Origin of the sequence: Lactobacillus kefiranofaciens (assembly GCF_900103655.1) — a bacterium.
GTDB classification, from domain to species: Bacteria; Bacillota; Bacilli; order Lactobacillales; family Lactobacillaceae; genus Lactobacillus; species Lactobacillus kefiranofaciens.
Genome location: NZ_FMXC01000042.1, coordinates 1 through 12,872 on the forward strand (window position 1 = coordinate 1; position 12,872 = coordinate 12,872).

The 12,872-nt window shown below is 33.7% G+C and carries 15 protein-coding genes; 2 read left to right on the top strand and 13 right to left on the bottom strand.

The annotated features are described in order from the left end of the window. Window positions 1-303 precede the first annotated feature (303 nt). From BLP58_RS10075 to BLP58_RS10135, 13 genes are all read right to left on the bottom strand, one after another. Window positions 304-564 carry a helix-turn-helix domain-containing protein gene (locus BLP58_RS10075; RefSeq protein ID WP_013851248.1) on the bottom strand — a complete coding sequence of 87 codons (261 nt, stop codon included), beginning with the start codon at window positions 562-564 and terminating at the stop codon, window positions 304-306. A gap of 2 nt (window positions 565-566) precedes the next feature. Then, on the bottom strand, window positions 567-932 hold the full coding sequence (locus tag BLP58_RS10080; protein ID WP_013851249.1) for a type II toxin-antitoxin system RelE/ParE family toxin: 366 nt from the start codon (window positions 930-932) through the stop codon (window positions 567-569). Between the two features lie 31 nt (window positions 933-963). After that, window positions 964-1,515 carry a hypothetical protein gene (locus BLP58_RS10085; RefSeq protein WP_013851250.1) on the bottom strand — a complete coding sequence of 184 codons (552 nt, stop codon included), beginning with the start codon at window positions 1,513-1,515 and terminating at the stop codon, window positions 964-966. Between the two features lie 49 nt (window positions 1,516-1,564). After that, window positions 1,565-2,293 (bottom strand): hypothetical protein, encoded by a 729-nt coding sequence (locus BLP58_RS10090; RefSeq protein WP_013851251.1) that lies wholly within the window; start codon window positions 2,291-2,293, stop codon window positions 1,565-1,567. A 362-nt stretch (window positions 2,294-2,655) separates the two neighbouring features. Beyond that, window positions 2,656-2,943 carry an LPXTG cell wall anchor domain-containing protein gene (locus tag BLP58_RS10095; RefSeq protein WP_013851252.1) on the bottom strand — a complete coding sequence of 96 codons (288 nt, stop codon included), beginning with the start codon at window positions 2,941-2,943 and terminating at the stop codon, window positions 2,656-2,658. Then, window positions 2,927-4,996, bottom strand: a complete 2,070-nt coding sequence (locus tag BLP58_RS10100) for a mucin-binding protein (protein ID WP_013851253.1) — start codon at window positions 4,994-4,996, stop codon at window positions 2,927-2,929. The genes BLP58_RS10095 and BLP58_RS10100 overlap by 17 nt, the downstream gene beginning before the upstream one ends. A 134-nt stretch (window positions 4,997-5,130) precedes the next feature. Then, window positions 5,131-5,352 (bottom strand): defense against restriction DarA-related protein, encoded by a 222-nt coding sequence (locus BLP58_RS10105; protein WP_013851254.1) that lies wholly within the window; start codon window positions 5,350-5,352, stop codon window positions 5,131-5,133. A gap of 15 nt (window positions 5,353-5,367) precedes the next feature. Then, the gene (locus BLP58_RS10110; protein WP_025084284.1) at window positions 5,368-5,973 is read right to left on the bottom strand and encodes a hypothetical protein; all 606 of its coding nucleotides are present in this window, start codon (window positions 5,971-5,973) and stop codon (window positions 5,368-5,370) included. Window positions 5,974-5,982: 9 nt separating this feature from the next. After that, entirely contained in the window at window positions 5,983-6,720 is a 738-nt protein-coding gene (locus BLP58_RS10115) for a hypothetical protein (protein ID WP_013851256.1), read from the bottom strand. A gap of 60 nt (window positions 6,721-6,780) precedes the next feature. Further along, window positions 6,781-7,113, bottom strand: coding sequence for a hypothetical protein (locus BLP58_RS10120; RefSeq protein WP_013851257.1), 333 nt, complete (start codon window positions 7,111-7,113; stop codon window positions 6,781-6,783). Between the two features lie 42 nt (window positions 7,114-7,155). Then, entirely contained in the window at window positions 7,156-7,524 is a 369-nt protein-coding gene (locus BLP58_RS10125) for a hypothetical protein (protein ID WP_013851258.1), read from the bottom strand. 36 nt (window positions 7,525-7,560) lie between these two features. Then, window positions 7,561-7,701 carry a hypothetical protein gene (locus tag BLP58_RS12170; RefSeq protein WP_155833844.1) on the bottom strand — a complete coding sequence of 47 codons (141 nt, stop codon included), beginning with the start codon at window positions 7,699-7,701 and terminating at the stop codon, window positions 7,561-7,563. A 302-nt stretch (window positions 7,702-8,003) separates the two neighbouring features. After that, a complete protein-coding gene (locus BLP58_RS10135) occupies window positions 8,004-10,508 on the bottom strand; it encodes a transglycosylase domain-containing protein (protein WP_013851260.1) in 2,505 nt (834 codons plus the stop codon). Window positions 10,509-10,768: 260 nt separating this feature from the next. Here BLP58_RS10135 and BLP58_RS10140 point away from each other — a divergent pair, with 260 nt between their 5' ends. Continuing rightward, the gene (locus tag BLP58_RS10140) at window positions 10,769-11,461 is read left to right on the top strand and encodes an aggregation-promoting factor C-terminal-like domain-containing protein (RefSeq protein ID WP_013851261.1); all 693 of its coding nucleotides are present in this window, start codon (window positions 10,769-10,771) and stop codon (window positions 11,459-11,461) included. A 161-nt stretch (window positions 11,462-11,622) separates the two neighbouring features. Beyond that, on the top strand, window positions 11,623-12,702 hold the full coding sequence (gene xerS, locus BLP58_RS10145; RefSeq protein WP_013851262.1) for a tyrosine recombinase XerS: 1,080 nt from the start codon (window positions 11,623-11,625) through the stop codon (window positions 12,700-12,702). The last annotated feature ends 170 nt before the right edge of the window (window positions 12,703-12,872 follow it).

Consider the following 12,872-nt stretch of genomic DNA (forward strand, 5'->3'; position numbering starts at 1 on the left):
CAATCATACGAGAAAGGAACTCCTTTTTCTAATGTTTTAGGAAATTAAATTAAGGAATAATTCATCCTTACACAAACTATTTTACGGTCTCCATTTTTATTTAGAATTACAGTATATATTGTAACCACTATAAATACAATAATGACACTTAATTTCATCCAGTAATTTATCTCCGTGCTCAGTAGTATCAGCACTAAGTAGTGTTTAGACTATAGTAATTCAGTACTACCAAAAGAAAAAAGACCGAAAGCAACTTTGATTGCTTTCAGTCTTTCTGCTTACTTACATACTAGTTCTTAGTAATTAAGCTGGCACCACTTCTAAATTGATTTTTAATCCTAAACCTGCAGCATATCTTCTCAATGTTTTTAAAGTAGGCATAGAATCCAGATTTTCAATTTTAGCAATTTGTGGTTGTGATAACCCGCTTTTTTCTGCTAATTGTTTTTGAGTAATTCCTCTTTTTATTCTAGTAGCTTGAAGCATAGAAAGAGTATCAATAATATCAATCTCATCCTGACTTAAGCTAGATGGCTGTTTTTTAAAATCATCCCAAGTCATCATAATTACATACCAAACCTTTCATACCAATCTTGAGCTAAACACAAAGCTTTATTTATCTCTCTTGGATCTGTTCTATTAGATTTCTTTGTGTAATGAGACAAAAGCACAAACTTATCCTTTTGCCACGTGACATAAAATATCCTTTCTGGTTGCGGACGTAACTCAAATAACGGATACTTATATCCTTTAAGATATTTAGCATTAGGCTCATGCAATTGTCTACCTAATAGTTCTAGCATATTTAGCTGATGCATAACTTTTCTATAAATTTTCTTATCATCTTTTTGCGAACTACAACTGATTCTATCAAAATACTCTTTGATTTCAGAATTGTGTTTTTTATCTTCGTAGAAAATAATCTTATTCATTTTTATACCTAGCACAAATTATATACTGCTTTTAATATATTGCAAAGTAGACATAATCGAATATTTCATAAAAAGGACAAAATAAAAAGCAGTTTTGGGAACTGCTTTTTATTAACTGACCAACTCTTTTAACAGCGTAGTAGTAAGTTTGATGCTTAATTGTAGCTTTTCTTAAAATATAAGTAGTGTTACCAATGGTAAGCCAGCCAAACTTCTTAGTGGCGTTTTTCTTAAGTTGACTATGACTAATTGATTTTGGACGATTAGTAAAGTCAGATGGAATCCACAACTTTGAAGTAGTTCTGTACCAAACCATACCATTGTCTGCAACAATTCTCATAGTAATCTTAAAGTGTCTAGCTTTAACAACTTTACTTGGACGGTTTTGATTAAGACGGATAAATGGATTTTTGAATAATCCTGCTCCACCATTAATGTTTTCATAAACAGTCTTATAATTGTCGGAACTAGCTGCTTCGACTTGTTGAGTATTATTGCTTTGAACTGCTAACACACATAATAAGGCTAAACCTAAAACAACAACTGACTTGATAACTGCATTTACAATATTTTTATTTAACATACTTAAACTCCTGTTTCTTTTGATCTTTAATAAACAACACAACAATTACTTAGCAATTAATAAGATTTTGCTGTCTCTTAATCGCCAAAATACGATTCTGATCTTCAGCGTTCATGAAAGTACAACCGATAGATCTTAGTAAAAGCTTATATCCTGCCTGGAAATCTTCATTACATGAACATTTATAAGCAGGTTGATTGCAGAAATCTTCAAATGATAAAAATTTAAAAGTATCTCTTCTCTCATTATTATCTGCCAATGGATTAGTTTCTACTCCAAAACCAAGTTTGACGTCAATTTCATGATTATTGCTATATGTAGCATCAATAATCATGTAGCCATCATTGTTATCACAAGTTAAGTAGAAAGCATCTAACCTTGCACATAGAGAATCATCAAGACGATATAGAAGATCTTCTCTATCATTAGAATCATCTGGATGCTTTTTTAACAAATCTTGAATCTGAGCTAAATCGTAGTACTCATTACTACTACCATGTTGCACGCCATTCAAGATATGTTTATACAAGTTGCGATAGACTTGTGGATTCCTAATTTCGAAATCTTGAGACTTCAAAATAGAATCTAAATACTTAAACTTATCTTCATCATCATCGTCATACTTCAGCATGTATGGTGATGGTAAAGAACGAATAACACTAATTGCATCAAGCAACATAGTGATACCAGCGCCCCATTGATAGTGAATCACTGTACCAAAAGGACATTTTTCATCACTTAAATGAACATTTACAAGAATCTGAGTTCTTTCGCCCATAAATACCTCCAAAAATAAAACAAAAAAGCCATTTGATATAAAATCAAATGACCCTCTTTTTTCTATTAAATTTAAACAATACAAAATATCTGTAAACAGATATTCAATAAACAAACACAAAGAAATTCTACAATCGAAATTTCGAACAACCAACTAATCTAACATACAGATTAGTAAATAGATCAAAAATCAAACAATAAATAATATGATCTACAGCATTTATTCTATCACCATTTCAAATAGTGTAAAAGTTATATTTAAATTTATTTTTAGTAATTTTTTATTTTTTATTATTATTTTCTGCTCTTTATTACCATAATGTTGGCTAAGCCTAGTTAGCCATTCTTTATTCATGATACTGATTAACGATGCATTTTTCTTTTAGCACCTGCTAATCCTAAAATACTTCCTACTGTTGCAATACCTAAACCAAGTGCTGTAGTAGAAGTATCTGAATTCCCTGTTTGTGGTAATTCAGATACCCCTGTGCTGTTCAAACTCGAATCAACCGTACTTGAGCCAAAATCATTAGGAGCATGGACAATAATTGATGATGCTTCAGTAGTATTTGGCGTAGCAACCATTTGACCATTACTTAGATAACTTGCAACTGGGGATGTAGCAGTTGTGGACTTAGAATCTAAGTTCACTATCATTGTTGCTATTATTACTGTTTGAAGCTTTCTTGGCTTGTGAAACTGCATTATTTTCATTTGCTGACTGATTTGAATTTGTTAAATCATCATCAGGAGCTTGAGGGACATTTGGAATTGACGGAATAGTAGAAGTTGGAGCTGATGGCTCAGTTGACGTATTAGAAAAACTACCAGCGTCAGAATATGGTAGCACATATACATTGTCATTATTTATGTTGGTGCGATAAGGAACCCATACGTTAATTGTAGCTACTGGACCTCCATTGGCTTCATTGCGTGCAATTTCAGCTAACCAATTCGTATTATGATTTAAATCGAAAGTCAAACTGGAAATGCCCTGATTACCTATTGGTAGATAATGTCCACCAAAGTAATTATTATAGGCAACATGAACCACACCATTCTTATCTAAATAGTAATTATCGGCAATATGGTCTTTGATCAAAGTATTATTAAACGGAATTGCTGGTAATGTTTCGTTATTTGCTGTCCAATTACCCCATGTGGTAGTTCCATCAACTAGATCCAAACTTCCTTGGCGATTAAATTGCAGTGTAACCATTACATCTGGATCATTAGTGTCATCAGCAGGATCTACTGGTGCATTTGGATTATTCATGCCAGAAAATGGAATCATTTTAAGGCCATTTTCGTAATAACCTTTAACAACTTCTCTTATCGTAGCTTGTTGCTGAACGGCCTTCTTTGCATGAGTAAAGTATACGTACAAAATTTGGTCTTTAGGATTTTCATCGTTATCAAAAGTCAGCTTTTTAGAATCTAACTTATTATGATAAGTCTTACCATTAGCTTTAATTGTTTGATTGAAATTATCATATCTCGTATCAAGATTCTTATGCTTACCATCCAGCATAATTACGTGATCAAGAATAATATCTTTGTTACCATTGGTAGTAGCGGTATCAAGCACATAATTTTTGCTAGTTAAATCAGCAATTTCTGAATTTACTGGATTGGCAATTGTACTTTCAGGTGCATGAACCTGGCCATCATGTCTAGTTGTAAATTTATTGCCAATTTCTTTTTTGCTGTCTTCGTCAATATAATGAATAGTAATGTTCTCCGATAAGTTATATGGTACGACTACTCTAATAACAGCACCATCTTTAGGAATAACATTTGAAACAGTTTTAGAATCAATTACCTTCCCATTAATTTTCTTGCTATCAAAAGTAACTGTTAAAGGATTGCTTCCAGTAATAGGTTGGCCATTGATGGTTTCCTGATAGTGACTTACATCTGGGTCTACATGATACTTATCAATATGATTATCATCTAAGCCACGAACTTTTTGAGGCAATTCAATAGTTGGTAATGCTTTATCAGTTGAAGTTAATTTCCAATCTGACCAATTTGAATAAGTATCTGCACCAGTTTCTGTATTGTGATAATGGGTACGACTGCGACTATAAGTTAAGTTAGCTGGATTGTTGAAAGGATAGGTATAAACCTCATTTCCTTTATGTGGGCCATTACCATAAACGTAATTTACTACTTCTTGAACGGTTCTATTTTCATCCTCAGTTGTTGAAGTAGTATGAGTATCGGTAGAAGAAGACTGACCCTTTTTTGACTCTGAAGTAGAGTCAACAGAAGGTGTATTAGACTTAACTAACGACTGCTTACTCTCAACTTGACCTGCTTTAAGCTTAGAATTTCTATTTGAAGACTTGGCCACATCTAAATTTTGTTCCTTAGTATTGTCTTTAATTTTACTACCAGTATTCTTTTTAGATTGATCGTCCTTTTTTGGGGGAATGCTTTCTCCCTTAGGGTTTGTAACATTTCGCTTTCTATCTTGGGTAGTTGATAACGTTACAGATTTTGAATCATTTGCTTTAACTACTTCCGTAGTTTGCGGTTCATCATCTTTAACTTTATCGGCATGAGCAGTGGTAGATTGATTGGTAAGCGCAAAAGTAGTTCCTAGCATTACTGTCGTTAAACCAACTGTTAATTTTCTCAATGCAAATTTTTGCTTTCCATTTAATTTAGCATTGAATTCTGAATCATTTTTATGTTTCATATATAATTAAACCTCCATTTAACTAGATTTATTTGATTCAGTTTTAGAGTAGCCTTACCCAAGATTCTTTTGAAAAATGCAAAACAAAGGACAAAAAAAGCATCCCTATTTTTAGGGATGCTATCACTCGTTGCTTAATTAATCATAACTAAGTCATAAGTAAACTGATCATCATCACTTAATGGCTTGAGGTACTCTAAGTAACCCCACGCTTTAATGCCACCGATATTCTGACGAGTACCAAAATTAACAATTTTTACTGGTCTTTGTCGGCTAGTTGGAAAAGTACCAGGATTAATTGGACGTTCAGTTGAGTAGTAACGATATGACATTGCATTAGTATTTTGTTTTTCCATAATTAACTCCTTTAATTAGAATAAATCCATACTAGAATTAGTAGCTTGAGGTACTTTTTCATTAAATAAAGAAGCGCCATTAGCTAATTTCTGATATATTTTCTGATAAAACTGATTATAATTAGTAATTTTTTCACTGCTACCATCAGCATGCTCTATGCTATAACCAAATTCACGTTTTTGAGGATCAGCATTAACATAAAAACAATCACCATCTTGAAAAAGACAAACTGAAAATTCCTTTGACGGCACGTCCATATGCTTCTGTTCTAAACTACTGTCATTAAACTGACAATAGCTATTTGCTTTTTTCAAAGCTTTATCTAGCATTTCCTTCATGCGACCTTCATAATAAAGTTCAACTATTCTTTTCTCCATTCTTTTTGCACCGAAAGGGCCTGCCCCTTCTTCAAGTTTGGGATCAAAATAGTCGTAAGATTTTTCAATGTACCTTCTTTCCTTAAGCATTTTGCCTTCCCAATTTTTAGCATTGCTTAAGCTATAATCATGATTTTTTAACATAACATTCAGATCAACCTTATACACTTTTTCTTGAGTATGATCTACATTAATTTGCAGATTATCTTTACATACACCCTTTAAAATTTTATTTGTAAGCATTTTATTCTCCTAAAATAATGAAATCTGCTGCAAGACTTTTTTCTTCGACTTGTCATTTTGCTGCTGAACTGATGACTTAACATTTTCTGATTCATCCTTTTCGTGGATAACAGACTTAGTATCAATATCATGAATACTAGGGACAATATCTGAAGCAGAGAAGCTATCATACTTTTTAGTAGCAGTATTAATTAAATCAATTCTGTAATCAAATGAAGAATGATAGCCACTCACCGTGCCTTCTGATGTTTTTTTATGGAAGTAAAAACAATCTTGCGTTTGATCAACCCAAAGATAAAATTTAATACTTGAGCCAAAAGTACAAATAGGAATCGTAATAGTTCCCATTACTTCCGCCTTGTCAAAAAAAGTTGTACCTTTTTGGATTGCGTTGTCTAGACATTCAGTGGCTTGTTTAATAGCAATCCACTGCTTAATTGTTTCTACCACATCATATCCATTCATATTAGTCAAACTTTGATGTTTACCTAATATGTCACCTTCTAAAGTGAATTTCAAGCTTTCATATATAAAAGGATCTTTTCCAGTTACATGGCACTTAGGATCAGAAATTGATTTGACTTGATCGTTAATCATCGCTTTCAAGTCAACGTAATGCTGAGTTGCTAAAGAATGAGTTACATACAATTGAAAGTTATATTTTTTCATTGCTTTTACGATAGATTCATTTAAAGAATCATTCAACACTTTCAAAGTCGTATTATCTATACTTGATAATTTTTCCATACTTAAATACTTCCTTTTAAAAAAAGATCAGCAAATTTATCAGTGCTGATCTTTTATTTACTAATTGTCATTTTCTATTTCCTTAATCAAATCAAATGGTACCCTATACCAATTATCATTATCACGCCATCCAGCAATTTCTAGATTAGCAAGTTGACCATCTTCCAGTTCAATTACTGAAAGATCAGTTGCTTTATTTCGTAAAAGTTCTGCATAAGCTTTAGAATTTCTGCTCTTAAGCTGGACTAAGACGGACTTGGCCACTGCATAAAGATGATTCAAATTCGTACTTACAGCAATTAAACCTGTGGGAAACTCTAAAGTAGTAGTACCGTTTTCGCACCAAATGCTTGAATAATAGTCACTTACTAACACAAAAAATTTTTTGTTCATTTTTAATACCTCAATTTCTTTTTATCTTTAAAATGCTCTTCTCTAAAAATCGTACTTTTTAGCATCAAAGCCTGAAAAGAAATGCCAATTCGATAAAATCTCTTCTGCACGATCTAGGTTCTCCATGTTATAGGCACGACAATTAAGCGTTTTGTCGACCAAAGCATCTTCCAAGATACTAATTAAGTCGTCTAAATCAGTAACAAAATCATCGTACCAATCTTGATAACTAATGGATCTGACGATACCTAAATTGCTTAGATACTCTTCACACTTACGCTTAGTTAATTGACCCCATTGCTCATGTAGTCCATTATCTTCTTCATAAGTTTTAAGTAACTTTTTGAATTGTCTTCTGCAATAACTTCTGCCTTTGCTAAATTGCTTAGCTAATTTGAAATTAACTTCCATTATCAAATGACCCCCTCTACTAACTAAAACCTTTTCTTAGTGCCAAACTGGTAAGACAGCAATAGCACTAAGAACAATAAAGCCAAAGATAATTGCCAGCATTACTAAATTAAAACTAATAACAATACTGAAAATATCTTTGACCCAAAATTTGATCAATTCTACTTTCTTTTGCACTCTTCCTCCTAAAGCATTAACAAAAAAAGGCATCAAAAAAATTTTCAATACCTTTTAGCTTTTTAATAAAATAAAACAATAAACTGTCACTTTACGTGACCATAAACAATAAACGCCTACTACAATTAGGCTACAACCAATACCAAACAACATTGTTTAGCAATTAAATCAAAATGAAATAATCAATTTGATTACACCTATATAATACATGGAATAGTTTAAAAGCAGCTATTTTCAAAATAATTACCGAATTTTGAGAGGACACCCTATCCACTTTTTAACCTCAACTTAAATCTATTGATTTATTCAGTATTATTGTTAGTTTGTTCCTGATTCTGATTATTAGAATTATTTGGTTGGTTATTTCCCGTATTATTGTTAGTATTATTACTGTTTTGATTACCTTGATTGTTCTGATTATTTTGTCGTGTTTGATTACCGTTTTGATTCTGGTTATTAGGTCTAAGCTCAATAATTACCACTCGGTTAGAATTGCTATTATCAAATGTAGTGTTAGGGTTCTTTTGATACCTTCTAATGATTCTTCTTGGTATCCGATTAATATTCTTTTTCTTTTTAGGTGCTGCGGGAGCATGCCCCTTTTGAAATAATTCTCGACCAGTATTAAAGTTTCTAGTTACTACACTATCAGGCATCGTCCAGTCCATATTTACTTTATCCTTCATCAAGTAACTCATCATGCTCTTATACAAAAGCATAGCTGAATTCTGACCACTGCCAGTAATTTTACCTTGCGCTAATGTATCATAACCAGTCCACACTGACATTACATAGCTTCTAGTGTAGCCAATAAACCACGAATCCTTAGGTGTGCCATTATATGAGGGATGCGCCTTTAACTCAGCATTTGAATATTTAACTGTTCCAGTTTTACCCGCTTCAATTAGGTCACCATCTTTGGCTTTTAAGCCAGAGCCATGAGTAATTACGCCCTTTAACATATCAGTAATCATATAAGCTGTTGACTTATCCATTACACGAGTACCTGGAGTGTCATAATTATGAATTTCACCAGTTGCAGTCTGGATACGAGAAACAAATTGTGGTTTATGATACATCCCTAATGTAGCAAAAGCACTGTAAGCACCTGCCATTTGTAGCGTTGATGCATTAGCACCAATCGCTACTGATAATCCTTGACTTGGCTCTACATTAACTCCAACTTGCTTAGCGAATTTGGCAGCACGTCTGATTCCAATATTTTCTAAAGTTCGTACCGCTGGAACGTTTCTTGATTGCTCCAAAGCATATCTCATTGTCATAGCTCCATAGTAACGATTATCCCAATCATTTAACTGAATATGCGTACCTGCATAAGTGTAAGGAGTATCATACAAAATCTGTGACGTTGGCCAATGCTTGTATTGAATTGCTGGTGCATAATCAAGAACTGGCTTAATAGAGGAACCAGTAGATCTGCCAGTTTGTACTGCACGATCTAGCCCTAATGCAACATTAGGCAAATGTCGGTCACCCAAAATTGCAATTACATGACCATTATTTGGATCAACTACAGTAGCAGCGGCCTGCATTTTTTTATTAGTGAAAGGTACCTTCCCACTGTTGGCTAATTGATACAGTTCATCTTGGGCTTTTTGATTAATATTTACTGTAATCTTCAAATTGTCATTATAAGGATCAAAGCCTTTTTCTCTTACTTCGTCTACAACTTCCTTAATATAAGGATCATCAATTTTGCGGAGTTTAGACTGCGTATCATGCTTATAAGTCAACCCATGCTGAATATTTTCAGTAATTGCTCTGGAATACTGTGCCTGAGTAATTTTGCCATTTTTCAGCATAGCCTGTAATACTAAATCTCTCCGATATTTAGCTCTAGCTGGGGTAATATATGGATTATAAAAGGTAGGTGCGTTAGGCATCCCTGCCAAAAGTGCTGTTTGTGATAAATCTAATTGATCTAATTTTTTACCATAGTAATAGCGTGCAGCAGTACCGATACCATAGATATTGTAATTCATGTACACCTTGTTAATGTAATACTCAAGTATTTGTTGCTTGGAATACTCTCGACTAACGTGTATTGCTATCCACGCTTCTTGAGCTTTACGTTTTAGCGTACGGTCAGAGACACTGGTTGAAAAAGCTGACAATTTAATTAACTGCTGAGTAATTGAAGAACCACCTGCAGAAATATCATGGCCACGAATATTACTGATAATTGATCCCCCAATTCGAATTGGGTCAATTCCAAAAGGCTCATTATAAAAACGTTTATCTTCAATTGATACTACAGCATCTTTCATTTGTTGCGGTATTTCATTATATTTAACATAATTTCTTTTTTCTTGTCCTAATGTCAGTAATAATTTTCCATCACTGGTATACAAGGTAGAAGAACCACCACTTTGTAATTGAGCCTGAGTAACTTGTGGTGCGCTTTTAGCATAGTAGGCAAATAACCCTATTCCAAGAGTGAAAATTAGCAGAAACAGTAAAAAGATCCCACGAAAGATATTTCGAACTATATGCCTTGCCTTATGATGCGGACGTAAGCGATGGGGCTGATGACTTTTAGCTTCTTCATTGCTCTCCTCTTCTTCTTGATAATCATCTTCGGTTTCAGGATCATCATTATCAAATTCAGAGCTATATTGATCATCACTTGATTTATTATCGTCAACTTCACGAGGAGATATTTTCTCATCATCTAGCAATAAATTATTTAGACCATCATAAAAAGAAGCATTTACTTCATTAAATTCATCATTTTTATTTGATTGATCACTTGATGAATAGGACTTATCATCGTCATTATTTCTCATGCTGACCGCCCTTTCGGTTTAATATGATTCTATTGTTTAATTCTACTGATTTATGAGATACAAATAGAAAAGCACATTTAAGCCTAATTACTGAGCTTATAAAAAGAACGGAACATACCTCATGTAATGCTTTTGTAATAATAGCCCTTAAATTGATTATTCCTCAACGACCTTGACTTTGGCTATATTATTTAGACGTAACGAAAACAAAAAGTCTTTATGACCGCTTAATTAAAGCAAGGAAAGGAACTTAATAGCAAATGAAATTATCAGTACGACAAGCTATTCTATTTTTAGTCGGTGGTGTTGCTGGAGCTGTCGGTGTTCAGCAAAATAGCAGTACAGCCCATGCGGAAGTAGTAACGGTTCATAAGAACGATACTACCTGGAAGATTTCTAAAGATCATCACACTACCGTTCATCAAATTGTTAAAGATAATCACCTTAAAGAAGGTGGTTCAAAGATTTATGTTGGTCAAAAATTAGATGTAAATAAACCTGGTACTAAGAGTAAGCATCACCAAAAGACACCTAAGAATGTTGCATATGCAGCTACAACTACTAGCCAAAATAATGACCCAAACAGTAATTATGGTTCATCTACACAAAATGGTTATTCTGCTTCTAATACCACTCAAGGTTCATCATACAACAGCCAATACCAAGCAGCCGTTTCACAAGCACCTAAGTCTTCTGCTTCAAATTATCAATCAACTGCTACTGGCGGTGAAGCCGCTGCCAAAGCTTGGATTGCTTCAAGAGAATCTGGTGGCAATTATTCAGCCGTGAATGCCTCATCTGGAGCATATGGTAAATATCAATTATTGCCTGGTTACTTACATGGTGATTACTCACCTGCCAACCAAGAAAAGACAGCAGATAATTATGTTCATGGGCGCTATGGATCATGGCAAAATGCTAAAGCTTTTTGGCAAGCTAATGGCTGGTATTAAAAAGTGTTTTGTTTGTGCAGATACTCGTGTAACGAGTATCTGCCTTTTTGATAGATGGAGAATTAGGTAACAATAGAACTCCTCTGCTTTTAGCCTTTTTGAATATGCAAAAGTCCGCTATAATAGTAATTAGTAGTTAAATGAAAAGGACTGAATTACTAATGGACGAAAAGGGCTATGCTAAACTGATTAATACTGAACTACAAGATTTACCGCAATACGTCTTTTACTATGCTCAGCAACCTTTAGCAATTACAACAATCTACCAATACTTAAGTGAATACAGACGATTTTTCACTTGGCTTCGTACTGATTCTGGAAAGTTAGGAAAAGCCCCACTTTCCTCTGCTACTAAGAACAAAAATGTTGAATTATCTGCCTTAGAGCATTTAAGAGTTATTGATGTTCAAGCCTACCTACGTGACGAAGAAACTAAAATCAATAAGCAACAAAGTCACGATTCTAAAAAAACTATCAATCGTACTATCAACGCACTACGTTCCTTATTTCACTTTTTAACTGTAACGGCCGATTTAAATGATGGTGAGCCCTACTTCTATCGCAATGTAATGTTAAAAGTTCCCCTACAAAAAGGAGCAAAAGAATCCATATCTTACAGAAATGAAAAATATGGCCCTATGCTTTATATGGGAAAGAAAAAACACGAATGGCTTGATTTCATTGATAAGGACTACGAAAATCAAATCTCTAAGCGGGCTCTTGCCTTTTTTAAGGTAAACAAAGAAAGAGACTTAGCTATAATAGCCTTACTACTTGCAAGCGGAATTCGTGTTTCTGAACTAGCACGTTTGAACTTAAAGGATTTAAATCTTAAAAACAGAAGCGTAATTGTAATTAGAAAAGGTGGTCAAAGGGATGCACCACTAATTGCAGATTGGGCTATTCCCTACATTCAAAATTACTTAGCGATTAGAAAAGATCGCTATAAACCATCTCCAAATGAGCAGGCACTATTTTTATCAAAATATGGCAAGACAAAAAGAATTGCTACAAATACTATTGAAAAATTTGTAAGTCAATATTCACAAGCTTTTCCTGGCGGGCAAAGAACTACCCCACACAAATTGCGACATTCATTAGGTACAGAATTATTTGGCAAGAGCAGAGATGTAATGGTAGTAGCCACACAATTAGGGCATACTGGAATTTCAGCTACAGATCAGTATATTCAAGAAGATAAAGCTGACAAGCAAAGAAAAACACTTGATTCAACCAAATAAGACAAAAAAGACTTTATGTACTTAGAACATAAAGTCTTTTTTAGGTCTTAACATCATTGATTTGGCATAGGTTAAGAACATGTTAGAAAATATTAGGTCAATACAGTCATTTTGCTTCAAATGACCCTATTTTCCTAAGAATGCAACTTTTTTTAGCCAATATCTGCCGT